This window comes from Marinobacter sp. DUT-3 (assembly GCF_050379435.1).
In the GTDB taxonomy this organism is placed as follows: Bacteria; Pseudomonadota; Gammaproteobacteria; order Pseudomonadales; family Oleiphilaceae; genus Marinobacter.
Genome location: NZ_JBNRMG010000014.1, coordinates 81584 through 104876, shown reverse-complemented (window position 1 = coordinate 104876; position 23293 = coordinate 81584). Strand labels below are relative to the sequence as shown.

21 protein-coding genes are annotated in these 23293 nt (G+C 58.0%); 5 read left to right on the top strand and 16 right to left on the bottom strand.

Annotated features, from left to right (window positions below):
• The first annotated feature begins 115 nt into the window (after nt 1–115).
• Nucleotides 116–1648: a cryptochrome/photolyase family protein gene (locus tag ACQUWM_RS17195; protein ID WP_428922945.1), complete on the top strand. Its 1533-nt coding sequence runs from the start codon at nt 116–118 to the stop codon at nt 1646–1648.
• Between the two features lie 19 nt (nt 1649–1667).
• Here the strand turns inward: ACQUWM_RS17195 and ACQUWM_RS17190 are convergent, their stop codons facing one another.
• The 8 genes from ACQUWM_RS17190 to ACQUWM_RS17155 form a co-directional block, all read right to left on the bottom strand.
• Complete coding sequence (locus tag ACQUWM_RS17190; RefSeq protein ID WP_428922944.1) at nt 1668–2786, bottom strand: ABC transporter ATP-binding protein; 1119 nt, start codon at nt 2784–2786, stop codon at nt 1668–1670.
• Nucleotides 2787–2793: 7 nt separating this feature from the next.
• On the bottom strand, nt 2794–3663 hold the full coding sequence (locus ACQUWM_RS17185; protein ID WP_407002536.1) for a carbohydrate ABC transporter permease: 870 nt from the start codon (nt 3661–3663) through the stop codon (nt 2794–2796).
• Entirely contained in the window at nt 3656–4582 is a 927-nt protein-coding gene (locus ACQUWM_RS17180) for a carbohydrate ABC transporter permease (protein WP_406987430.1), read from the bottom strand. The genes ACQUWM_RS17185 and ACQUWM_RS17180 overlap by 8 nt, the downstream gene beginning before the upstream one ends.
• A gap of 54 nt (nt 4583–4636) precedes the next feature.
• Complete coding sequence (locus ACQUWM_RS17175) at nt 4637–5896, bottom strand: ABC transporter substrate-binding protein (RefSeq protein ID WP_428922943.1); 1260 nt, start codon at nt 5894–5896, stop codon at nt 4637–4639.
• Between the two features lie 39 nt (nt 5897–5935).
• Nucleotides 5936–7372: a carbohydrate porin gene (locus ACQUWM_RS17170; RefSeq protein WP_428922942.1), complete on the bottom strand. Its 1437-nt coding sequence runs from the start codon at nt 7370–7372 to the stop codon at nt 5936–5938.
• Nucleotides 7373–7482: 110 nt separating this feature from the next.
• On the bottom strand, nt 7483–8952 hold the full coding sequence (locus ACQUWM_RS17165; protein WP_428922941.1) for an ATP-binding protein: 1470 nt from the start codon (nt 8950–8952) through the stop codon (nt 7483–7485).
• On the bottom strand, nt 8939–9655 hold the full coding sequence (locus ACQUWM_RS17160; protein ID WP_407002542.1) for a response regulator: 717 nt from the start codon (nt 9653–9655) through the stop codon (nt 8939–8941). The genes ACQUWM_RS17165 and ACQUWM_RS17160 overlap by 14 nt, the downstream gene beginning before the upstream one ends.
• 72 nt (nt 9656–9727) lie before the next feature.
• A complete protein-coding gene (locus ACQUWM_RS17155; protein WP_428922940.1) occupies nt 9728–11416 on the bottom strand; it encodes an HAD family hydrolase in 1689 nt (562 codons plus the stop codon).
• A 66-nt stretch (nt 11417–11482) separates the two neighbouring features.
• Here ACQUWM_RS17155 and ACQUWM_RS17150 point away from each other — a divergent pair, with 66 nt between their 5' ends.
• Nucleotides 11483–11626: a DUF2256 domain-containing protein gene (locus tag ACQUWM_RS17150; RefSeq protein WP_407002544.1), complete on the top strand. Its 144-nt coding sequence runs from the start codon at nt 11483–11485 to the stop codon at nt 11624–11626.
• A 77-nt stretch (nt 11627–11703) separates the two neighbouring features.
• Here ACQUWM_RS17150 and ACQUWM_RS17145 read toward each other — a convergent pair whose 3' ends face one another.
• The 8 genes from ACQUWM_RS17145 to ACQUWM_RS17110 form a co-directional block, all read right to left on the bottom strand.
• A complete protein-coding gene (locus ACQUWM_RS17145) occupies nt 11704–12186 on the bottom strand; it encodes a hypothetical protein (protein WP_428922939.1) in 483 nt (160 codons plus the stop codon).
• Between the two features lie 210 nt (nt 12187–12396).
• Nucleotides 12397–12855, bottom strand: coding sequence for an ATPase (locus ACQUWM_RS17140; protein ID WP_428922938.1), 459 nt, complete (start codon nt 12853–12855; stop codon nt 12397–12399).
• 51 nt (nt 12856–12906) lie between these two features.
• Nucleotides 12907–15180 carry a heavy metal translocating P-type ATPase gene (locus tag ACQUWM_RS17135; protein WP_428922937.1) on the bottom strand — a complete coding sequence of 758 codons (2274 nt, stop codon included), beginning with the start codon at nt 15178–15180 and terminating at the stop codon, nt 12907–12909.
• A 5-nt stretch (nt 15181–15185) separates the two neighbouring features.
• Nucleotides 15186–15407 (bottom strand): hypothetical protein, encoded by a 222-nt coding sequence (locus ACQUWM_RS17130; RefSeq protein ID WP_407002549.1) that lies wholly within the window; start codon nt 15405–15407, stop codon nt 15186–15188.
• 27 nt (nt 15408–15434) lie between these two features.
• A complete protein-coding gene (locus ACQUWM_RS17125; protein ID WP_428922936.1) occupies nt 15435–16790 on the bottom strand; it encodes an APC family permease in 1356 nt (451 codons plus the stop codon).
• A 167-nt stretch (nt 16791–16957) separates the two neighbouring features.
• The gene (locus tag ACQUWM_RS17120; protein ID WP_428922935.1) at nt 16958–17701 is read right to left on the bottom strand and encodes a copper resistance protein B; all 744 of its coding nucleotides are present in this window, start codon (nt 17699–17701) and stop codon (nt 16958–16960) included.
• Nucleotides 17698–19374 carry a copper resistance system multicopper oxidase gene (locus tag ACQUWM_RS17115; protein WP_428922934.1) on the bottom strand — a complete coding sequence of 559 codons (1677 nt, stop codon included), beginning with the start codon at nt 19372–19374 and terminating at the stop codon, nt 17698–17700. The genes ACQUWM_RS17120 and ACQUWM_RS17115 overlap by 4 nt, the downstream gene beginning before the upstream one ends.
• Complete coding sequence (locus tag ACQUWM_RS17110) at nt 19371–19964, bottom strand: cupredoxin domain-containing protein (RefSeq protein ID WP_428922933.1); 594 nt, start codon at nt 19962–19964, stop codon at nt 19371–19373. The genes ACQUWM_RS17115 and ACQUWM_RS17110 overlap by 4 nt, the downstream gene beginning before the upstream one ends.
• A gap of 153 nt (nt 19965–20117) precedes the next feature.
• Here ACQUWM_RS17110 and ACQUWM_RS17105 point away from each other — a divergent pair, with 153 nt between their 5' ends.
• The 3 genes from ACQUWM_RS17105 to ACQUWM_RS17095 all read left to right on the top strand — a co-directional run bounded on the left by ACQUWM_RS17105 (nt 20118) and on the right by ACQUWM_RS17095 (nt 23283).
• Nucleotides 20118–20783, top strand: coding sequence for a response regulator transcription factor (locus tag ACQUWM_RS17105; RefSeq protein ID WP_407002554.1), 666 nt, complete (start codon nt 20118–20120; stop codon nt 20781–20783).
• The gene (locus tag ACQUWM_RS17100) at nt 20770–22116 is read left to right on the top strand and encodes a sensor histidine kinase (RefSeq protein ID WP_428922932.1); all 1347 of its coding nucleotides are present in this window, start codon (nt 20770–20772) and stop codon (nt 22114–22116) included. Before ACQUWM_RS17105 ends, ACQUWM_RS17100 begins: the two co-directional genes overlap by 14 nt.
• Nucleotides 22117–22224: 108 nt before the next feature.
• Nucleotides 22225–23283 carry a TPM domain-containing protein gene (locus ACQUWM_RS17095; RefSeq protein WP_407002556.1) on the top strand — a complete coding sequence of 353 codons (1059 nt, stop codon included), beginning with the start codon at nt 22225–22227 and terminating at the stop codon, nt 23281–23283.
• Nucleotides 23284–23293: the final 10 nt, after the last annotated feature.

Genomic DNA, 23293 nt, shown 5'->3' with positions numbered 1-23293 from the left:
AATACATCCTTGTACGCTCGGGCTCCGCCATCCATGGCTCCGCACGATTTTGGCAGGGCCCTCTCCACCCGCCTGACTATGCACCAAAGCCTAAACCTTGGAGCACGATCCAAACATGCCAAACCTGATTCTGATCCTCGGCGACCAACTGACCGCTGATATAAGCGCACTGGAAGGCGCTGACCGAAAACGGGACAGGGTCGTGATGGCAGAAGTCCACGACGAAGCCAGCTACACCAATCACCACAAGAAAAAACTGGTCCTGTTGTTCAGCGCCATGCGGCACTTTGCGCAGCGGTTGGAGGCGGAGGGCTGGCAGGTTCACTACCAGACTTACCACCCCGATAACGAGGCCCGGAGCCTGGAGGCCGTCATCGCCGGCCAGCTAAAAGAGACCGATTCGAACAGGGTTATCACCACCGAATGCGGCGAGTGGCGCCTGCACGAGCAGATCGGTCGGTGGCATGAACGGCTGGGAGTGCCGGTGGAGATCCGCACGGATACCCGGTTTATCGCCAGCAAGCAGGAATTCTCAGAATGGGCAAAAGATCGCAAAAAGCTGCGAATGGAGTTCTTTTACCGGGAAATGCGGCGAAAAACAGGCTTGCTGATGACTTCCGATGGCAAGCCCGAAGGTGGGCAGTGGAATTTCGATGCGGACAACCGGCGCAAATGGGCCGGCAAGCCGCCAGCTCCCGCGCCCTTCCGCGTGGAGCCGGATGAGGTGACACAGGAGGTGGTTGCACTGGTGGAGAGGCATTTTCCCGATCATTTCGGCACCACCGAGGACTTCCATTTTGCCGTGACGCCGAATGACGCGGAGCAGGCGCTGGACTACTTCATCGATTTCGCACTGCCTTGCTTCGGCGATTTTCAGGACGCGATGTCCGATAATGAGGACTGGCTGTTTCACTCCATCTTGTCTCCCTACATCAACTGCGGTCTGCTTGACCCGTTGGCCGTGTGCGAAGCCGCTGCCCAGGCTTGGCATGCCGGGCGGGCGCCGATTAATGCGGTGGAGGGGTTTATCCGGCAGATTCTGGGGTGGCGGGAGTTTGTGCGCGGGATCTACTGGCTGAATATGCCGGGGTATGCTCAGGAAAACCGCCTCGGCAATACTCGCGCCCTGCCCTGGTTCTACTGGACGGGGGACACAAAGATGCGATGCATGCACAAGGCCATTGATGCCACCCGCCGCAACGCCTACGCCCACCATATCCAGCGGCTGATGGTCACCGGTAATTTTGCGCTGCTGGCCGGCGTCCAACCGGAGGAGATCTGTGACTGGTACCTGGCGGTGTACGCCGATGCCTATGATTGGGTCGAGCTACCCAATGTACTCGGCATGGTGATGCACGCTGACGGCGGCTACCTGGGCTCCAAACCCTACGCCGCCAGCGGCAAGTACATACAGCGGATGTCTGATCATTGCAGCAACTGCCACTATAACGTGAACAAGTCCACGGAAGAGGATGCCTGCCCGTTCAACACCCTGTACTGGCATTTCATCACCCGTCATCGGGACGACTTTGCCAACAATCCCCGCATGGGCATGATGTACCGGAACTGGGACAAGCAGAAACCGGAGAGGCGGGAGGCGTTGCTCCACCGCGCCAACACATTACTGGCACAGCTGGAGCAACTCTGAAGCGGGAGCCCTGCTAGTTCTACTGCGGACGAATGCGTTTCTCACTTTCCGGGTCGAAGAACACGACTTTTCGCATGTCGAACATCAGATCGGCTTCCTCGCCCCAGTTCACCGGGTGCTCCGCATCCAGCCGGCACTGCACATCCTTATTGTTCAGGCGGATAACGGCGAGCACATCCGGCCCGGTCGGTTCGGTGACCTCCACCGTAAAGCGACCGCTGGTCACCATCGGATGATCTGCCTTCTGATCGTCGGGCTGGCTTATATGCTCCGGGCGGATGCCAAGCACCACCCGCTTACCGGCCCAGCTCTCCAGATACGCCGGCACTGGCAGGGCCAGCTTGCGACCGTCGCTACCTTCAACCGTTACTGACAGGCCGGTCTCCGCCCGTTCGATCTCCACGTCTATAAAACTCATGGAAGGCGAGCCCATAAAACTCGCCACAAACAGGTTTTCCGGGGTGTCGTACACTTCCTTTGGTGTTCCCAGTTGCTGCAACTCGCCGTCCTTGAGCACGGCAATCCGGTCCGCCAGAGTCATGGCCTCGATCTGGTCATGGGTGACGTACACAATGGTGGTTCTCAGCCGCTGGTGCAGCTTCTTGATCTCGGTGCGCATCTCCACCCGCAGCTTGGCATCCAGGTTGGAAAGCGGTTCGTCGAACAGGTAGATCTTCGGCCGTCTGGCCAATGCTCGCCCCATGGCCACCCGCTGCTGCTGACCACCGGATAGCCGGGAAGGCTTTTTATCCAGCAATGCGGAGATCTGCAGCAGGTCGGCAACACGCTCGACTTCCTGACGAATTTCCTCTTTTGGCATACCGCGAATCTTCAGACCAAAGGCGATGTTCTCGCGCACCGACATGGTGGGGTAAAGCGCGTAGGACTGGAACACCATGGCGATGTCCCGGTCCTTCGGTTCCATACCCGATATGTCTTTGCCATTCACCACTATCGACCCACCGGTAATGGATTCCAGGCCGGCAATGCTGTTCATCAGCGTGGACTTGCCACAGCCCGATGGCCCGACCAGGGTCAGGAATTCACCGGATGCGATGTCAATGTTGATGCCCTTGAGGGTCTCGTCCAGGGCCCCTGTGTAGGTCTTGCGGATGTCCCGCAGTTCAAGTTGCGACATTGTTGTTTTACCCCTTAACCGAGCCGGCCGTCAGGCCGCGTATAAAGTACTTGCCTGCCACGATGTACACCACCAGCGTTGGCAGGGCGGCGATCATGGCGGCGGCCATATCCACGTTGTATTCCTTCACCCCGGTGCTGGTGTTCACCAGATTGTTCAGGGCGACCGTTATCGGCTGACTGTCGCCACTGGCGAAGACCACGCCGAACAGGAAGTCATTCCAGATCTGGGTGAACTGCCAGATCAACGACACCATAAAAATGGGCGTGGACATGGGCAGCAGGATGCGGAAAAAGATGGTGAAAAAGCCGGCACCATCCAGCCGTGCCGCCTTCACCAGGGCGTCGGGTATGGCCACGTAATAGTTACGGAAAAACAGTGTGGTGAACGCCACGCCGTAGATCACGTGGACCAGCACCAGGCCGGCCGTGGTGTTGGCCAGGCCCAGCTTGCCCAGGGTGGCCGCCATGGGCAGCAGGACGACCTGGAATGGTACAAAGCAGCCAAACAGCAGCATGCCGAACATCAGGTCAGAGCCCTTGAACTTCCACTTGGACAACACGTAGCCATTGAAGGCGCCCAACAGCGTGGAAATCAGTACCGCCGGCACGGTCATCTTGAACGAGTTCCAGAAATACCCTTTGACTCCCTCACACTGCACACCGGTGCAGGCCTCGGACCAGGCCTTGGTCCAGCCCACGACCGTCCAGTCGGTCGGCAGGGCCAGCAGGTTGCCGGTACGGATATCCATGGGTGTCTTGAAGCTGGTGATCAACATAACGATCAGCGGAATCAGGTACACCAGGCATGCCAGTAGCAGCACCCCGTAGATGGCAATGCGGCTGGGGCGAAAGCCGGTACGAATCACATCAGTCATGGCGCTTCTCCCTCAGTTCGGAATACAGGTAAGGCACCAGCAGTGCGAGAATGGCGCCCAGCATCAGCATGGCGCTGGCAGAGCCAAGGCCCATCTGGCCGCGGGTGAAGGTGTGGGCGTACATGAACACCGCCGGCAGGTCGGTGGAATAGCCCGGGCCACCCGCCGTCATGGCCATGACCAGATCAAAACTCTTGATGGCGATGTGGGCCAGCACCATCACCGAGCTGAAGAATACCGGCCGCAGGGAAGGCAAGATAATTTTCCAGTAGATGACCGGCAGACTGGCACCATCCACCCGTGCGGCGCGAATGATCGACGAATCAACGCCCCGCAGGCCGGCCAGGAACAGGGCCATGACAAAGCCGGAGGCCTGCCATACCGCCGCCATCACAATGGTGTAAATGGCAAAGTCGGAATTCACCAGCCAGTCGAAGCTGAAGGAGGTCCATCCCCAGTCGTGCATCAGCTTTTCCAGCCCCAGGCGCGGGTTCAGAATCCAGCGCCAGACCGTGCCGGTTACAATCATGGACAGTGCCATGGGGTAAAGATAAATGGTGCGGATGGCGCCTTCCTGGCGGATGCGCTGGTCCAGGAAAATGGCCAGCACCACACCAATCAGCAGGCAAATACCGATGAACAGTCCGCCAAAGATCGCGAGATTCCGGGACGCGACCAGCCAGCGCTCGCTTTCCATCAGCTTGGCGTACTGCGCAAGGCCGACAAAATCGTAACTGGGCAGGAAGCTGGAATTGGTGAACGACAGTACACCCGTCCACAGCATGTAGCCGTATATACCAATGCCGATCAGGATGAACGTTGGCGCCACCACCAGCTTGGGTAGCCAGCGCTGCAGGCCATCCATCAGGCCAGACGGTGCCCTGGCCGCCACGGCAGGGCGACGTTGAGTATGTTCCATAAGAAATCCTCCGGATAAACCCGAAGGCCGCCCGGCCGGCGGCCTGATGGGGCATTACATGGCGGACTGGATGGCAGCTGCCAACTGGTCCGTAGCTTTTGCCGGGTCCGGGTTGTTGGAGTTAACGAAGTTGGTGACCACATCGAAGATCTGGCCCTGGATGTAGCTGGTGGTCGCCAGGCCATGGGAGAAGCTTGGCACCAGGCCGCCATCGTCGGCACTGGTCTTGAACGTCTCCATCGACGCCTGGGCACAGATATCAAACGCGCTCATATCCATATCGGTGCGAACCGGAATGGACCCCTTATTCTGGTTGAACAGGGTCTGGAATTCGGGTTCCAGAATGGTACGTGCCAGATCCTTCTGCGCCTTGATGTCCTCATCCTCTGTCAGGCTGAACATGGCGAAGGAATCCACGTTGAAGGTGAATCGCCCGGTGGTGCCCGGAGCCGGCGCGCACAGATAATCCTCACCCGGCGTCAGTCCGGCAGCGGAAAATTCACCCTTGGCCCAGTCACCCATGATCTGCATGGCCGCCTCACCACGAATCACCATGCCAGTGGCAGTGTTCCAGTCCCGGCCCGCGGCATTGTCATCGACGTAGCTCATTACCCTGGCGAACTGTGCGAAAACCTCTTCCATCCTGTCGCTGTTGATTACGTCCATGTCGTGGTCGACAAACGCCTTGCGGTAATCGTCGGGGCCCAGTTCCGCCAGTGCCACCGCATCGAACACGGTCGCGTCCTGCCAGGGTTGACCACCGTGCGCCAGGGGAATGTACCCCTCGGCCTGGAGCTTGTCGGCCACTTCGAAGAACTCGTCCAGCGTGGTGGGCACGTCAACGCCGACATCTTCCATCACCTCCGGGTTCACCCATAACCAGTTCACCCGGTGCACGTTCACCGGCACCGCTACGTATTTGCCTTCGTACTTCATGACTTCGGAAATCCGGGGCGGAATGAGCTGGTCCCAGTTTTCAGCGTCGGCAACACTGTCCAGACTGGTCAGAAAGCCCAGTTCCGCCCATTCACGGATGTCCAGGCCCTTAATCTGCGCTGCCGCAGGCGGGTTACCGGAGACGGCGCGGGTTTTCAGCACCGTCATGGCGGCTTCACCGCCCCCGCCGGCCACCGCAAAATCTTTCCAGGTGTGGCCCTGCTCTTCCATCATTTCTTTCAGGGCCGCGGCGGCCCGCGCTTCACCACCGGCGGTCCACCAGTGCAGAACCTCGACTTCACCGGCCTGGACGGCCGCTGTTGGCATCAGGGCGGCAGAGACCGCCAGGGCTGTAAGATGACGCTTGAACGTTTTCATAATGACTCCTTGTTTTTGTAGTGGAGACGTTTGTCAGTATCAGAACCAGACTTCCATCTGGGTACCAAAGGTCCACTGGCTGCCGCCAAAGTCTTCCTGACCGAGGGCATCACCGCCATCAAAACGGTTTAGCTCGTCGTCCCATGTGGAATAGCTGGCAAACACACGGATTTCAGGGCGGTTCCAGAAACCGCCAACCTGCGGTTTGAAGGTTGGCGCAATGGTGAAGCGGGCGTAGTCGCCATCAACGTCCTCGCGCCCTTCGTAGCCCTCCGGATTCAGGTCCATCACCTGCCAGGAGGCTTCGTACTGCATCTCGAAGTTGGCACCCAGCTCATTGGCCAGGCGGGTGTTGATGGTCAGCCACTGGTAGTCATCCCCTTCCACATAACGATCCTTGCTGGTTTCCGCCAGGATTGCCGGGGCGATACGCCAGTTATCACTCAACCGGGTGGTACCGTAGGCAGCCACACGGGTACTGGCCGCGTCTTCATGCAGGTTGCCATCGGCGCCGAGGTTCTTGACCTCCGCACCCAGGCCCTGGCCGTGTAGCAGCGCCACCTTGAAGTTGCCATCGGAGATCCCGAAGAAGCTGTCACCGTGGTAGGCAAGCATGGTTTGCACACCGGTGTCGGCAGCCTCCATAACGCCGCCGACGATACGCTCGTCGTTATCCGCAGCGGACATGCCATTGATCAGCCACTGTACGTTGCCGAAATAGTTATTGGCGGTGAGGATCAGGTTGTCGGTGTCGGACTCGCCGTCAGTGGTGTCAGGATCGGAGGGAAAATCCTGGAAGCTGCGTCCATAAAAGGAAAAGTTGGACTTCACCGACTCACTGAAGGCCACGTCGTAGAGTCCGACCCCGGTGCCGCCCAGGAAGACGATATCGCTGTCGAGCCAGTGGATGTCAAAGTCCAGGTCACGGTCAAAGCGTTTGCCGGCCCAGATCGAGGCATCTTCGAAAATGCCAGTGAAGCTGGCAAGGTCGCTGAATTCGACATAGGCCTGACGCACGTTCACGGCGCCGTCGCCAGCGGTCCAGTCGTTGCTGGAGGTGGTGGAGTCGGCAATCATCAGGCGGTAATGAGCCTTGGTACCGTTATCCGCCACAGTCTTGTAGTTGAGGATGGCTTCCAGGTAGGTATCGGGTTCGTTACCCAGCCGGCCCACTGCACCACCCACCGACCCGGCCGGCGTCAGGTAAGGGCCGCCGGGCGCACTCTTGCCGTCACTGTTAAGCAGCAGCCCTGAACGGGCGTAGGTGTTGAAGGAGAAGCCCTCGTCACCCCGGGCCTGGGGTTCAACCTCTGCCAACTTCTGCTCCAGGGCTGACAGGCGGTCTTCCACGGTTTCCTGAGCCAGTGCCTGGCCGGCAACCAGAGCCAGTGAAGCTACGCTCACCGCGACCACCAGTCGGCGACCGGTGATGGCATTGTTGGTCCAGGCAGTAGGGTACGGTTTACAGGTATTCATTATGACTCCTTGTTTTTGTTGTATTAGCAACATCAGAGTCTATGGCAATACCCGAAAGGGGAACGTATCAAACAGAAAGACCGATGTAACAGGTTTGTTACATGGCAATTTCAATGTCGCGGTAACGTAAGGGTCACATCCAGGCCACCGTCCGGGCAATTGGCTATTTCAAGATCACCACCGTGGCTTTGGGCAATGTTGCGGGCAATTCCGAGGCCCAGACCATGCCCCTTTCGGTGCTCCTGACCAAGGCGATAGTAGGGCTCGAAAATCCGGTCAAGCTCGGCCTCGGGAATCCCCGGCCCATGATCCCTGACGTGGATGGTTAGCTGCTCCGGGGAGTCCTCCACGCTAATGATCGCCGTCTCCCCGTACTTCACCGCATTATCCACCAGATTGCCCAGGCAGCGCTTCAACGCCAGGGGCTTGCCACGGTACGGCGCACAGGTGCCCTCCACGACAACACCGGGGCTGTCACCGATGTAGGCATCCGCCATTCGCCGTAACATGCCATCAATATCGACAAGCTCAACATTCTCATGAATGTCGGTGTCCTTCATGCTCTGCAGGGCACCTTTTACCAGTAATTCCAGCTCCTGAAGATCACTTTCGAATCGCTCACGAATGTCATCGTCGTCAATAAGATCGGCTCGCAGGCGCAGCCTCGTTATCGGGGTTTTAAGGTCATGGGAGATTGCGCGAAATAATTGGTCCCGGTCGCTGATGTAACTTTGCAGCCGCCGGCGCATGGCATTGAAGCCCCGGGTAACCGCGACAATTTCAGCGCTGCCCTGCTCCAGCAATGGTGGCTGATATTCGTCCAGTGGCAGATCCCGCGCCGCCCTGGCCAGTTTACGCAACGGCCGGGTCTGGCGGCGCACCAGCCATGCCAGTACAGGAAACAGCACGCCGATCATCACCAGGATAAAGACAATCTGCTGGCCGGGAATGCTTTCGTCATCCAGCGACACATAGGGCGCCGGTAACAACGACGCCAGATACAACCACTCGCCTTCGGCCACTTCCACCTGGGTCACCAGAACCGGTGGTTTGATGGGCTCCAGGGTCAGTGCGTAATGAGCCCAGGATCGGGGTAACGCATCCAGTGGCAGCTCGGTATTGAGGATTCGCAAATCATCGGGGTGAACAAATTCAACATGCAGGTTGGTCGATTTGCCCAGCCGGCTCCGGAGCACTGCCTTGACTTCCTCTGTGACCAGTTGTTTGCGCTCACTGTCTGGCAACGCGCGCATATTAATGCGTTTGTCATTGAGGGAGACAAAGAAGCGCGAGCCCCCCATGTCCCTCAACTGATCCAGCACAATGTGCCGGTATTGCAGCGGCAGGGATTTGAAGAACTGCGTGGTTGCCGCGGCGGAAGAAGCGAGGTTGCGGGTGGTGCTGACCAGCCCCTCCACTTGCTGGGCCCGGAAAGTGCCTACCCAGATTACGCTTGAGACCACCTGGGCAACCCCCATGGCCACCAGCGTCAACAGCAGGATACGGCCGAGGAGCGACGAGGGTACAAGACGCCAGGCCTTGCGGCCGGTGTCGATCGCGCCGTTATTATTCCGCGACATGGGTCACCGTTGCCGCCAGCAGGTAACCCGCCCCACGCACGGTCTTGATCAGCCTGGGATTGCGGCCCTGATCCCCCAGACGCTGGCGCAGGCGGCTGACCGCCACATCCACAACCCGGTCCAGCGGCATGGACTCGCGGCCGCGGGTCACACCGGAAATGGTGTCACGGTCCAGCACTTCGTTGGGGTGAGCGAGGAAAAGCTGCAACAGGGCAAAATCGGCGCCGGACAGCGCAGTGGTGCTTCCCTCTTCCGAGATGAGTTCGTGGGCCAGAGTGTCCAGCCGCCAGCGATCAAACCGGACAAACCTGGGATTGTCCGTTCGGGTGAAACTCGAACGCCGCAACAGCGCCTTGACCCTGGCCTGTAGTTCGCGGGCACTGAACGGTTTGGCCAGGTAATCATCGGCGCCAATTTCCAGGCCGACCACACGGTCGGTTTCATCGGAGCTCGCCGTCAGCATGATGATGGGAACCTGCGAATGCTCGCGGATCTCACGGCAAAGTGTAAAGCCATCGTCCCCTGGCATCATGACGTCAAGAACAATCAGGTCCACCCGGGACTCCGCCAGCCGTTGGCGCATATCTTCACCTTCGGCGGCGGTCATCACATCGTAGCCAACCCGGGACAGGTGTTCATGCAATAGCTCGCGTATCGCCAGGTCGTCGTCCACGACAAGAATCGACGCTTTTACATCAGACATTGGAAGACCTTTGTTGTTATTCAGGCGTGCCAGCATAGGTCTAAACGCTGTGTGGCAAAAGTCCCATTTATATCACGGCGGCCCTATTTCACACGCCAGCACCAGCGCCCAGAATTCGGAAAAATCATTCACCACGACATCGGGTTTGTCGGGATGTTTATGGGTTCCGGGAAAGATCTTGTTGAGCCAGGGCTGGTCCCACTGTGCCCCGTTAAAGAACACCGAGGTCATGCCTGCCCGCTTGGCACCGATCACATCCGTGGTGCTGTCCCCGACATACCAGACACTGGGATCGGGCGGATAATCCAGTTTCTGCACCGCCAGCAGTAGCTGGTCAGGATGAGGCTTACGCAACGGCGTGTCATCACCACAAACGTCTACATCGAACAGTTCTGTCCAACCCGTGTCTTCCACCGCCGCCAGTTCGTGCTCGAAAAACTCCCGGTCCCGGTTGGTAATCACACCCACCTGAATATCCAGCCGCCGCAACCCTTCCAGCACATCCCGCACCCTCGGTTCAAACGCCTTTACCGTGCCGTAATGGTTGCGATAATGATGGTTAAAGGCCTTGTGGGCAATCTGCTTGGCTTCCTGATCCTCGCCGAACAGCACCTCGAAGATATCGGTACGGGATATTTTGCGATCGGCCTTCACTTTCGGGTGCAACCTTGCAAACTCCCGCACATAGGCGACGAGTTTGACATCCTCCGGCGTCTTGCTGTCTTCAGGAGACACCATACGGTCCATCAGCTCGAGCTTGTGGAAATCCGGCAACATGTCATCCACCGCGTGGTACATGGCATCCAACGTATCCACCAGGGTGGCGTGCCAGTCAAACAGGACCACCGAAGGGCGGATCAGCCGGACCACCGCCGGGTGCCAGTCCGGTTCAATTCGCGGCGCCGGTCGCTCGGGCGGCGGAAATGGCCGGGGGCGGACCTCAGCGGGTGAGAACCGAAACGCGTCAGGAGACCTCCGTTCCAACAGGGCTAAAAGATCCACCAAATCCTCAAAACTGTCGAGGATCGCAACGGGCGCATCGCGATGGGAGAACCAGCTGTCGATGCGACCGGGTTCCCAGCATGCGCCGTTATAGAAAACACCTGCGACTCCAGCCTTATTTGCGGTGAGCATGTCCACGTAACTGTCACCGACGTACCACGCACGCTGATCCACAGGTAACCCGGCCTTTTCCAGGGTTCTGAGAATGACTTCCGGGTCCGGCTTGTATTCGGTGACATCGTCGGCACACACGGTCACGTCAAACAGATCCTGCCAGCGGCCTTCATCCACCATTTTCAACTCCTTGTCGAGGAATTCCCGGTTGCGGTTGGTGGATACACCCAGGCGTATACCCATTTCCTTCAGGGCAGTCAGATATTCATAGGCACCGGGCTGGAAGGGTTTCACTTTGCCGAAGTACTTGCGGTAACACGCATTATAAGCCTTGTGGGCAATCAGTTTGGCGTCCTTGTCGTCACCGAAGATGGCATTGAAGATATCGGTACGCGACACCCGCCGTTCCGCCAGTATTCGCGGATGCAAGCGACGAAAAATGCGGATGTAACGTACCAGGCGGGCGTCATCAGCGGTGCGGCATTTGTCTTCCGGCAGCAGCCGCTCCACCAGCCCAAGGTCTTCCAGTTGCGGTAGCATCTCCTCCATCGCGCTGAACATGGCATCGTGGGTATCCACCAACGTGCCGTGCCAGTCAAAGATCAAGATGGATGGAGGTTGGATATCGTCACTGAATCGGGCCATCAACAATCCCCCAGGGCGCTGTGAACGTAGGAAGAGGCTACATTCAGTAAAAACCATTTGAGCCGGATGCACAAAAAGAAGCACTTACCCGAGAAAACCTGCCCGGTTTGCGACCGGCCGTTTGCCTGGCGCAAGAAATGGGCGAAAGACTGGGATCATGTCCGTTACTGTAGTGAACGTTGCCGACGCATCAGGGGCGGGCAGCCATGACCATGGCTGTGTGGTTCGCCAACGGAAAGACCGTCAGCGAACAGCACAGTGAACTGGTTCAGGTTAAGGGACAGCGATCAATTCCGGTTCAGTTGCCGCTGGTGCTCCAGCATCTGTTCCATCATGAGCTGCATCTGATCCATGCGATTCTCCATCATGTTCATACGCTGCTCATTATCCATCCCGGCACCGCCAGCGCGATTGCCCTGCGCGTTACCAGGCTGCTTTTGGCCCTGGTTATTCATCATGCCCTGACCATTGCCCATCATTCCCTGATCCATCATGCCCGGGCCCATCATTTCACCGCGCATCATACCCATGTGTTCCTGCATGGACTCCATATGCTCTTGCATCAGCCGCTGGCGCTCCTCTTGCGAGCCGGCATTGGGCATTTGCTGCATCATCCCCTGCATTCGCGACATGTTCTCATGCATCTGTTGCATGTGTTCCTGGTTCATCATTCCACCTTGCGACATCTGCCCGGCATTGCCTTGTGCAAGCACAAAAACCGGGGCGGCCACGAGAAAGGAGCACGCGATTAAACGGTTAATTCTGTTCATGAGATCCCCCTCAATATCGAGATAATGCCTGCATCACATTCAGTAAAGATCATGAAACTGAATCCGGGCTGAAAAGTGATCTCGCGGTGAGGTTAAATCAACGAACCTTGATCTGGATCATGGGATCGGCGCAGCAATGCACCCCACGCCTGTCATGGTAAACATGAGCGCCACATCCATGCATGAAAACCTGGTTTAGCGAACAAACAGTCAGAGATCATCCATTCGACCAACTTGTCTAGCCAGACGCATGGATTCGTTCTCTTCCATCGTCAAGAGTGATTCGAGCAGTTCCTTTGCCTCAGGAATCTCTGCTTTTCCGATCAGCGTTCTATAGAGATCAATAATCTGCTCATGAAAGTCGAAGACCTCACGGCAGATGCCTTCAAAATCAAGCTCCGCGTATGGCTCATCGCAGGTTCTGTGGGTTTTGACAGGATTGTGAGCGAGGTAGTCGTAAACTCTTGTGTCTAAAGCCTTCGCATCTCCCTGGTTCTCAAACTCTTTGACGATACGCTCTATTTCAGACTCGTGGGTTGCCAGGTAGTCCAATAGCGCCCTTGCCCGCTCTTCCTCGTTCTTTGTCGCACAATGCGCAAGGCAACGGGCTAAATGCGCATGGAGACCTCGGGGCCAGTCGATCAGTTCACCAAATGTTTTGATTTCCATTCCGGTTCCCCCTTTACCCCGGCCAGCATGAGCAGCCGGATTTATTTTGAATCAAGCAACCCGGGAGCGCTCATTGCTATAGCGCCGTCTTAGCAACATCGAATTACCGATGACTGACAGGGAGCTGGCGGTCATTGCCACCACGCCAATCATCGGGTGCAACAGGCCTGCTGCCGCAATAGGAATAGCGGCTGCGTTGTAGCCGCTTGCCCACAGCAAATTCTCGACAATCTTTCTGAACGTGGCACGGGACAGCAACATGGCATCAATAACGCCCGAAAGCTCTCCCCGAACCAGAGTGACGTCAACCGCGTCAATAGCGACGTCGGCCCCCGCACCTATGGCTATACCAACATTGGCCTGCTTCAGAGCGGGAGCATCGTTGATACCGTCGCCCACCATGGCTACATGATTTCCGTATTTCTCCTGCAGCTCCCGAATGGCGTCCACCTTGCCCTCCGGCAGCACCTCATCAATACCCGTTTCCTGTGCAACGGCGTTAGCCGCACGTTCGTTATCACCGGTGATCATCACTACGTGCAGCCCTTGCTCATGCATGGCCCGGATGGCGGCAACCGATTCATCCTTGAGCGTGTCGGCAACCGCGACAATGCCACAGGCCTCGCCGTCACGGGCAACGATGACGGCGGTTCTGCCCTGGCTCTCCAGATCGTGGAGACTCTTATCCAGGGCCTCCAGCCCATTAACGCCATGCTCTTCAAGCAGGAGACGGTTGCCAATCAGCACGGTTCTCTCACCCACCGTGCCGGACACACCCCGGGCGCCGGTGGAGCGGAAATCAACAACGTCCCCGGGCTTTATGCCCCGCTCCCGGGCACCGTCCACAATGGCCCGGGCGATGGGATGCTCAGACGCATTTTCCACCGTGGTGGCAAGCTCCAGCAGTTCCGTCTCCGAAACGCCCTCGGCTGCTACGACATCAGTCAGCTTCGGCTCACCGCGGGTGATGGTGCCCGTCTTGTCGAGGACCATAACCTTGACGTCCTTGAAGGTCTGGATGGCCTCTCCGGAGCGGATCAGGATGCCCCGCTCGGCGCCAACGCCGGAGCCCACCATCAGCGCCGTCGGCGTTGCCAGCCCCAGTGCGCAGGGACAGGCAATCACCAGCACCGCTATAGCCGCCAGTATAGCCAGCACCGGTGTAGCCGCTGTTGGGTCTACCCACGGCAGGAAGCCGGCGCCCCATTCAAGGATTGGCCGGAGCGTATCCGCTGCCAACAGCCAGGCAACAAGACTGCCCAACGCGATAATCAGAACCAGCGGCACAAAGCGACCGGTCATGCGGTCCGCAAATTCCTGAATGGGCACCCTGGACCCCTGTGCCTCATCGATCAGCTTCACCACCTGGGCGAGGAAGGTGTCACCGCCAACCCGGGTAGCCTTGACCCTCAGGCGACCTTCCTTATTGATGGTGGCGCCGATAACGGTGTCTCCCGCGCTCTTATAGACCGGGATCGACTCGCCAGTGGCGATGGATTCATCCAGATGGCTCTCACCCTCTACTACCTCTCCGTCGGTCGGAACCTTGTCGCCGGGCCGAACAACCATAATGTCACCGGGAGACAGCTCTTTCACGGCTATTTCGACTTCCTCCCCCTCCCGTTCCACACGGGCGGTCTTGGCGCCCAGGGTGAGCAACCTCCGGATTGCCTCAGTGGCCTTGCCCTTGGCTTTCGCTTCCAGATAACGGCCAACCAGGTGAAACGTCATAATGGTGGCGGCCATTTCGATGAAAGAGGTCATCGGATACACAAAGCCAACCAGACCAATCACGTATGGCGGCAGGCTGCCCATGGAAATCAGCACGTCCATATTGAAGGTGCCGTTTTTCAGGGAGCGCCATGAGGCCTTGTGAGTGGCTGCCCCGCCGAAAAGAAACACCACCGGGAATGCCAGCAGGGCAACGATTGCCAGATAGCCAGGCACCGGCTGCCAGAACATGTTGGGCACCATAAGCACCATGATCAGCGTGGTGGGCAGTGCCGCAATCCAGAGCCTGCGCAATGCAAGACTGAGGTAGGCCTCATCAATGGCAGTGTCATCCTCCCGGTCAGGGTCCTCACCACCAGTGACTGCGGCCACATCGTAGCCTGCCCCCTCTACAGCAGTCTTCAGGGCTTCCGCGTCAGGTCCGTCAGCCCGAACCCGGACACTGACCCGGTGCTTGGCTATATTGGTGGATAACTCTTCAATACCGTCCAGACGACCAATCGTCTTGCTGATAATGCCCGCGCAATGGTCAGACCCCATGCCAGGCACGATCAATTCAAATTCCTTCTGCCATGACGAAGCCTTGGTATCCATCTGACTTATCCCTCTCTGTCCCGGTTGGCTGGCCATTCTCCGAACGCAATGACGTACAGCAGAATCAGATTCACCATCGGTATCAGAATCAGAATTCCCAGCCAGCCCGGGTACCCCGTGCGCTGGCAAATACGCCAGGCCGGTATCACCACCACAATGGCAATCACCAGCATCCACAGCCAGTGCCCCGCCCACATGGTGTTGCCAAACATGTTGTCTCCCATCATGGTACTGCCCTCCAGCTCGAACGCTGATTAATGATGATCATGAGCATGAGATTCGCCATGTCCTGATTGCCCCGTATTCTGGGACTTTTTCAGGAAAACCTGCTCTGCGACTGCGATAACGATCATCGCTACGACCGCTACGCCGATGACAAACGGATCGGTGTTCAGCTTGACCCAGACAAAGCCGCCAAGGACGAGAAAATCCAGCAGAATGGCCATGGCTGGCACCCACGCTTTGGCCTGCACATCTTCGCGCAAATAGCGAAGCACGCCCCAGTGGATGGCAATGTCCATAATCAGGTAGAACACAATGCCCAGCGCCGCGATGCGGGAGAGATCAAAGAATGCGGTCAGTATCAGCCCCAAGACTACAGTGTAGACCAGCGTGTGCTTCTGGATGCTGCCCGGCATGCCGAAATGACTGTGGGGAACCAGTTTCATTTCCGTCAGCATGGCCAGCATGCGCGAGACCGCAAAAATGCTGGCCAGAATGCCACCTGCCGTGGCCATCATGGCGATGGCGACCGTGAACCAGACACCGTAATCGCCCAGTGCCGGGCGTGCCGCGGCCGCAAGGGAGTAATCCTGAGTTTCGATGATTTCCGCCAGAGAAAGATTGCTGGCGACCGCAAAACCTACCAGCGTATAGATCACCACGCAGGCCGCAATGGAAATAATGATCGCGCGCCCTACGTTCCGCTTGGGGTTTAATACTTCGGAGCCACTGTTGGTAATGGTCGTGAAGCCCTTGAAGGCCAGAATGCCGAGCGCGGTTGCACCCAGGAAATTGCCCATTGTTCCGGCCTCTCCAGGGCTCGAGAAGTCGACAGAAAGGCTGTCAGCGATCCAGACCCCCACCAGCCCGAAACTCAGTATGCCCACGATTTTCAGGATCCCGATGAAGGAAGCCACGCCCTGAATCATTCGGTTGCCCAGCAGATTGATGAGAAAGGCTGCCAGAATCAGTGAAACCCCGAGAATAGGTACCATCCGACCGCTTTCGTCACCGCCGAAAAGCTGCATGGTGTAGGAGCCGAAGGTCCGGGCGAGAAAACTCTGGGCGATCACCATGGAAAAGTACATCAACAAGGCATTAAACGCCGTTGGTAACCGGTTTCCATAGGCCTTGTGCAGGTACATGCCAATGCCGCCCGCAGAGGGGTACGCATTGGAGATCTTGATGTAGGAATACGCGCTGAAGCTGACAATCACGGCAGCGGCCAGAAAGGCCAGCGGGAAAAGCACGCCGGTCATCTGCGCCATCTGCCCGGTCAGCGCAAAGATACCGGCGCCAATCATGACGCCGGTGCCCAGCATAACCGTTCCAGGCAGGGTGAGGCTGCCTTCCTGATAGCGCGTGGTTCTGTCCTGTTCCCAGCTCATTCAACCTCCGGCCAGCTTCCGATGTCTTGCTTGCATCACAACACCCGAAACTGAACTACGGCTGAAAATACGGGAGGCCAAGCCGACATTTATCGGGCTTTTGACTTGCATCAACTAAAGGACGTCAGAGCCGGAATGGAGTATCCCGGCCCTTTATAGCTGCAGGATCAGAAAGAGAGTCTGGCGCCTGCGACAGCAAACCAGTCTTCGGTACTGCCACCGGAATCTCTGGCAAAATCCGCCGTATCACGGTATTTGCGCTCGTGAACCACGCCAATGTAGGGAGAGAAAGACCGATCGATCAGATCATAGCTCAGACGCAGACCCACCTCGGTGGAGTTCAGCCCCGTGCCTACTCCAATCTCCCTGTCCTCCGAAAACGCCAGCAACCCCTCAAACGTAGCCGACACGATCCAATAGTTGGTGATCAGCAATTCGTACTCAGCCTCAAGGTCCACCGAAGCGTCCCCTTCATCGCTGACATAAAGATTGGTGTCCACCTCGAACCAGTAGGGAGCCAACCCGGTGAGTCCGAGCACACCGTAAACCCGGTCAGGGCCTTCGGGGGTGTCTATGCGGATACCCGCCTTGGCGTCCCAGAAGTCACTAACCGGAGTCTGGGCAACAAACTGGTTTTCCAGGGTTTCCCAGGCATTGTGGGCTTCTTCCCACTCGCCCTCGAACAGCCAGCGGAATTTCAACTCATCGGTGCCATAGAAGGCATCAGCCTCTACAACCGCCAACTCCTCGTGTGAATCGCTATAGCGGTACTCGAACTTTTCGGCAGACACGCCCCAGAAGGTCTTGGCGGTCTGGGTTTTCTTGGCCGGATCTTCCTGAGCAACCACGGGGGTTGCCAGTGTAGCCACCGCCAGGGACAGGCCACACATGGATATCGTCAGACGACTCATGATTCACCTCCCTGTTGTCCGCTTTGCTCGCCTTCAGCCACGGTGCTGTCCGGACCGCCTTCCACCACGATCTTGCGGAACATGCCGGAAGCCGCGTGGTAAGACAGGTGGCAGTGGAAAGCCCACTCACCCGGCGCGTCCACTTCGGTTTCCATATACACCGTGGTGGCGGGCGCAACGCTGATGACGTGTTTCAGGGGGTTCCACTTACCTTCACCCACGTCGAGGATCGACCACATGCCGTGCAGATGCATCGGGTGGGTCATCATGGTCTCGTTGACGAATTTGAAGCGAACCCGCTCGCCGTACTGCAGCACGATGGGGTCGGCATCCTCGTACTTCGTGCCGTTGATGCTCCACTCATAACGCTCCATGTTTCCGGTAAGGCGGAGTTCAATTTCCCGAGTCGGCTCTCTATCCTCGTACAGCGGGTTCTGGGCTTTCAGGTCTGCGTAGGAGAGAAACTTGCCGCCATTGCTTGCCGTGGGCATCAGCCCGCTGCCCTCGGCATAGAAGGAGTCTTCCGGAAGGGCCTCCCCATCACCCGTATTCATACTGCCATGGCCCATGGCGCTATGATCCATTTTGGAATCCTTGCCCATATCACCATGATCCATACCGCCATGGTCCATGTGCCCGGCCATGTCGGCCATGGTCAGCAACGGGGCTTCACGCAGCTCCGGTACCTCCGCCGTCATACCATCCGCAGGCGCCAGAGTGCCTCGGGCGTAGCCAGAACGGCCCATGGATTCGGCAAAGATGGTGTAGGCTTTCTCATCCTTGATGCGAACGATCACATCGTAGGTTTCCGCCACGCCAATGCGGAACTCATCCACATTCACCGGCTGCACATTGTTGCCATCGGCCTGAACCACGGTCATTTCCAACCCGGGAATGCGAACGTCAAAATAGGTCATGGCGGAGGAGTTGATAAAGCGCAGGCGAATTCGCTCACCCGGCTTGAACAACCCGGTCCAGTTCTGCTCCGGCCCCTTGCCGTTGATTAGCCCGGTGAAGCCCTGCACGTCTTCGATATCCGCCTTCATCATGCGCATATCGCCCCACATCATCCGGTCCTTCAGGGTTGCCATAAAGCCTTTTTCACCAGATTCGGCGAAGAAGTCTCCCACGGTTTGCTGCTGCCGGTTGTAGTAATCGGCGGACATTTTCAGGTTACGCATGATGCGGTCACCGGAATGAGGGTGCTTATCGGTGAGCTGCACCACGTATTCCCGGTCATATCGAAAGGGTTCACGGCCCTCGGGCTCGATCACAATAGCGCCATAAGCGCCGTTGGGTTCCTGAAATCCGGAATGGCTGTGGAACCAATAGGTACCGTTCTGGACGATAGGGAACTTGTAGGTAAAGGTTTCTCCGGGCTTGATGCCGGGGAAGCTGATACCCGGCACACCATCCTGCTCAAAGGGCAGAATCAGGCCATGCCAGTGAATGGAGGTCATCTCGTCCAGGTTATTGGTGACATTGATGGTCACCTCTTCCCCTTCCCTGAACCGCAATACCGGCCCCGGGGAAGCACCGTTGTATCCAATGCCTTCCTTGACGAAATCGCCGGTATCAATCTGGACCCGATCAACGGAAATATCGTACTCGCCGGCGAATACCTGGAACGGCATCAAGCCGGCAAGGACGGCAGCCAGAATACATTTGTTCATTGCACAGACTCGCTTTCAGACTCACCTCGGGTGCGCTCTTTAGCGGCAACCGTTGCCTCAAACTCAATGTCGCCGTACATGCCTGCCTGATAGTGCCCGGGCACGTTACAGGCAAACTCAAGATCGGCAGCTTCAGCGAACGTCCAGATAATCTCTTGGGTCTCACCCGGCTCCATCAGCACGCTGTTGGGGTCGTCGTGTTTCATGGAATGGCCATCACCCATGTCCATTTCCATCATGTCGTGGTCTATGTGGTCACCTTTGATGACGCCATGCTCCACCATCATCTGCATTTCTTCCTGGTGGGCCTCGTGCATGTCTGCGGTACCGATGTTGAACTCATGCACCAGGGCGCCGTCGTTTGTCACGCGGAAGCGGATGGTCTCGCCGGGCTTCACGGAGATGGACTCGGGCTCGTAGTAGTTGTCCAGCATGGTCACATCGATGGTGCGGGACACGTTCTCGGCCTTGCCGGGCTCGCCTACGGCGTCACCGCCATGATGCCCGCCGTGGTTACCGGCAGCGTAAACGCCCGAAGAGAACGCCAGAGCAATGGCGGGCAACAGAGTATTCTTGAGGATCGGATTCATCGGTATCTCCCGGAATGAGTTGATCTTTGAAAGTTGAGCCCTACTCTGCCCCAGCAACCTGAATCCTTGCTGAATTTTCCGATGAGCACTTTTTCAGGTTACATTCAGCAAACAGCCCTACACTTCAATCGACTCCGAAACGCAGGAATGCCCATGCGATTGCTTCTGGTGGAAGACGACACCCTCATTGCCGATAGCCTGAACAGGCAACTGACTGCCGCCGGTTTTACCGTCGATGAAGCTGGTACCTCAAGACAGGCCGAACAACTCGGCAAACAGGAAAACTACCGGGCAGTGGTGCTGGACCTGGGTCTGCCCGACGGCAACGGGCTGGATGTGCTCAAAAGCTGGCGAGCCGACAAACTGACCATGCCGGTGCTGATCCTGACCGCAAGGGGTGACTGGCAGGACAAGGTGAACGGCCTCAAGGCCGGAGCCGATGATTACCTGGCCAAACCCTTTCAGACCGAGGAACTGCTGGCACGGCTGAACGCCCTGATTCGACGTAGTGAGGGTCGGGTGGAGGCAAAGCTGACTGCCGGTGGTTTTGAATTGGATGAGTACCGCCAATGCCTGCAGACACCGGACGGCCAGGAGCACTCCCTGACCGGAACCGAGTTTCGCCTGCTGCGTTGCCTGATGAGCCGCCCGGGCCAGCTGTTCTCCAAGGAACAGTTGCTGGAGCAGCTTTACAACCTCAACGACAGCCCAAGCGACAACACCATTGAGGCCTATGTGCGCCGGCTACGGAAAATCACCGGGGCGGAAGCCATCACCACCCGTCGGGGCCAGGGGTACATCTTCAATGCATTGGATTGACCCCCGGCGCTCCATCCGCAAAAGCCTGCTCACCCTGTTGCTGCCTGCCGCCATTGCATTAATGATTGTGGCCTGGATCGTTCATGGCCTGTTGCTGGAGCGCATGGCCCGCGGATTCGTTGAAGACCGGCTACAGGACGAAGTGTCCTTCCTGGAACACCAGTTGCGGCAGTCCGGCTCAGAAGAAATCCGTGACATTGCCGAGGGTGACTATTTTGAAGAAGTCTTCCACCACGCGTTTGCCCTGCGCACAGGCAGCCAGATTCACAGCTCCCCGGCCCAATGGTCTGGGGCTCTCGAACCCTTGCTGAACGAGACAGATACCGGTTTTGTCCGTAAAACCAATCCGGAATCCAGTAATTCCATCGCCGATTTTCTGGCCTACCGCAAGGCCCTGACACTGAACGGGGATCCGGTCGTGATCGTGGTGGCGGAGGACCTGACAAACCTTCAGCACAGCCAGCAGGAGTTGCACCTGTGGACCGGTATAGTCTCCGCCATACTTCTGGCGCTGTTGATACTGGCCATCTGGCTGGCCATTCGGTTATCCCTGCGCTCCGTCACCCGGCTTCAGCATGGTCTGACCGCCCTGCAAACCGGCGCAAGCGACCGGCTGGATGTGGACGCCCCGGCGGAGTTCCAGCCCCTGATCAGCCAGTTGAACCAGCTTCTGGACACCCTGGACCAGAGGCTGGCCCGATCCCGGGATGCCCTGGCCAACCTCTCCCACAGCGTGAAAACACCGGTGTCCGCCATTCGCCAGGTCCTGGAGGATGACACCCGGGCCCTGGACCCGGAAATGCGACAACAGCTGGCCCAACGGCTGTCCGACATCGACCACCAGTTGGAGAGCGAGATGCGTCGCAGCCGGTTCGCCGGCCCCCAGGCTGGCAAGGCCGCGCAACCCGTCAGCCAGTCCCGGGATCTGCTGTGGATGCTGGGCCGGCTCTACCCCGACAAGAACTTCGAACTGGAAACCGAACTGCGCCCGGAAACCCGCTGGCCGGTTGAAGAGCACGACCTGAATGAGATTCTGGGCAACCTGCTGGATAACGCAGGCAAGTGGGCCGCACACCAGGTATCCCTACACCTGGGCCAGGATGACGCCCAACTGACCCTGGACGTCCGTGACGATGGCCCCGGTGTCGCGCCGGAAAAACTCGATACCCTCGGGACCCGGGGCTTACGACTGGACGAACAGACGCCGGGGCATGGCTTGGGGCTGGCGATCGTCAGGGACATTCTGGCTGGCTATGGTGGCACCCTGCAGTTCACCTCTCCGCCAGCACAAGGGCTGATTGCCCGCGTAACATTGCCCCGGTCCGGAGAATGATGTGACTCCGGTTTTCGCGAACCGGTTGGTGGCGACTATTCGATATTTTCGGTAATAATGCCCAATGGACAACAACTATCTGCAAGGATTACCGGTGGAGTTCCAGTGATGTATGCCCGGAAAGACGTCTCCCTTAACCGGCAAGCAGGACGGGTACGCCTGCTGGTGATGCTGGGATTGTTTGCAGCCGTCGTGCTGGCGATTGCCTATCAAGCTAACGACCGCCTGGCGACCGTTCCCCGGGTAACGGACCACATCAACCTGCTGAGTCCGGAAGAACGTGACCGGATCACTCGCTTCCACGATTATCTGCTGACCGATCACGATATTGACTACCGGATCCTGATTGCACGGGGCATTGACGACATCAATCAGTTTGCCGTGAACTACTTTCGCGACGGCAATATAGGGGCGGCCAGTGACAACGGGCGCGGCCTTTTATTGGTGATTGACGCCCAGAGCAACCAGGTTCGCCTGGAAGTCAGCTACGCCTTGGAGCCTACTTACACAGACGCATTTGTCTTCTACGTTGAGCACAGCCAGATGACAGAGTTTTTCGCCGCCGACCGGGTTGCCGACGGCATCCTGGCTACCACAGAACTGCTCATCACCCGTGCCAACGATGCGGCCAATGGCCTGGATTCATTCTCCGGAGGTCAGGAGGCCTCTTCCGGTGGCGGCGGCGCCCGGGTGGACGCCAGGATTGGCGAAGGGACAGCCTCGCGACGGGATGATGATGTGGCGCTGAGCGGGGAGGCGTCCCCCCGAGACGTCCTGGATCGCTACCGGCGGGCGATGGAAGACCGCAACAACAATCCGCGGCTGTCGATCTATTCCAGGCAGACCCGTGAGATGCTGGGCCAGAGGGTGATGACACCGGCGCAGATGGACAACGTGGCGAAAAGCCTCCGAAATTGCCAGCCTGAGAAACTGTTTCACCAGGACAATCGCGCCGTTCTGCGCTACCCCATCAAGGCCCGCACCTGTTCACCGTACTTTTTCCTGCAGGAGGATGGCGAGTGGCGTCTGGATTTCACCGTAATGATCAATGCCATCCGTTTCGGACGTAACAACGAGTGGCGACTCGTGCCGGGGTACTCCGGCCCCTATGGCTTTGCCTTCAGGGATTTGCGGTTTGACCGCAATGGCTACCCCTATCCACAATAGCTCCATCATC

Bases quoted from the DNA above. Each gene is read 5' to 3' on its own strand.
- ACQUWM_RS17185 (WP_407002536.1), bottom strand. From the start codon at position 3,663: ATGACTGATGTGATTCGTACCGGCTTTCGCCCCAGCCGCATTGCCATC.
- ACQUWM_RS17150 (WP_407002544.1), top strand. From the start codon at position 11,483: ATGCACAAAAAGAAGCACTTACCCGAGAAAACCTGCCCGGTTTGCGAC.
- ACQUWM_RS17190 (WP_428922944.1), bottom strand. From the start codon at position 2,786: ATGTCGCAACTTGAACTGCGGGACATCCGCAAGACCTACACAGGGGCC.
- ACQUWM_RS17095 (WP_407002556.1), top strand. From the start codon at position 22,225: ATGTATGCCCGGAAAGACGTCTCCCTTAACCGGCAAGCAGGACGGGTA.
- ACQUWM_RS17175 (WP_428922943.1), bottom strand. From the start codon at position 5,896: ATGAAAACGTTCAAGCGTCATCTTACAGCCCTGGCGGTCTCTGCCGCC.
- ACQUWM_RS17195 (WP_428922945.1), top strand. From the start codon at position 116: ATGCCAAACCTGATTCTGATCCTCGGCGACCAACTGACCGCTGATATA.
- ACQUWM_RS17135 (WP_428922937.1), bottom strand. From the start codon at position 15,180: ATGGATACCAAGGCTTCGTCATGGCAGAAGGAATTTGAATTGATCGTG.
- ACQUWM_RS17155 (WP_428922940.1), bottom strand. From the start codon at position 11,416: ATGGCCCGATTCAGTGACGATATCCAACCTCCATCCATCTTGATCTTT.
- ACQUWM_RS17125 (WP_428922936.1), bottom strand. From the start codon at position 16,790: ATGAGCTGGGAACAGGACAGAACCACGCGCTATCAGGAAGGCAGCCTC.
- ACQUWM_RS17115 (WP_428922934.1), bottom strand. From the start codon at position 19,374: ATGAACAAATGTATTCTGGCTGCCGTCCTTGCCGGCTTGATGCCGTTC.
- ACQUWM_RS17110 (WP_428922933.1), bottom strand. From the start codon at position 19,964: ATGAATCCGATCCTCAAGAATACTCTGTTGCCCGCCATTGCTCTGGCG.
- ACQUWM_RS17120 (WP_428922935.1), bottom strand. From the start codon at position 17,701: ATGAGTCGTCTGACGATATCCATGTGTGGCCTGTCCCTGGCGGTGGCT.
- ACQUWM_RS17180 (WP_406987430.1), bottom strand. From the start codon at position 4,582: ATGGAACATACTCAACGTCGCCCTGCCGTGGCGGCCAGGGCACCGTCT.
- ACQUWM_RS17165 (WP_428922941.1), bottom strand. From the start codon at position 8,952: ATGTCGCGGAATAATAACGGCGCGATCGACACCGGCCGCAAGGCCTGG.
- ACQUWM_RS17105 (WP_407002554.1), top strand. From the start codon at position 20,118: ATGCGATTGCTTCTGGTGGAAGACGACACCCTCATTGCCGATAGCCTG.
- ACQUWM_RS17140 (WP_428922938.1), bottom strand. From the start codon at position 12,855: ATGGAAATCAAAACATTTGGTGAACTGATCGACTGGCCCCGAGGTCTC.
- ACQUWM_RS17145 (WP_428922939.1), bottom strand. From the start codon at position 12,186: ATGAACAGAATTAACCGTTTAATCGCGTGCTCCTTTCTCGTGGCCGCC.
- ACQUWM_RS17130 (WP_407002549.1), bottom strand. From the start codon at position 15,407: ATGATGGGAGACAACATGTTTGGCAACACCATGTGGGCGGGGCACTGG.
- ACQUWM_RS17160 (WP_407002542.1), bottom strand. From the start codon at position 9,655: ATGTCTGATGTAAAAGCGTCGATTCTTGTCGTGGACGACGACCTGGCG.
- ACQUWM_RS17170 (WP_428922942.1), bottom strand. From the start codon at position 7,372: ATGAATACCTGTAAACCGTACCCTACTGCCTGGACCAACAATGCCATC.
- ACQUWM_RS17100 (WP_428922932.1), top strand. From the start codon at position 20,770: ATGCATTGGATTGACCCCCGGCGCTCCATCCGCAAAAGCCTGCTCACC.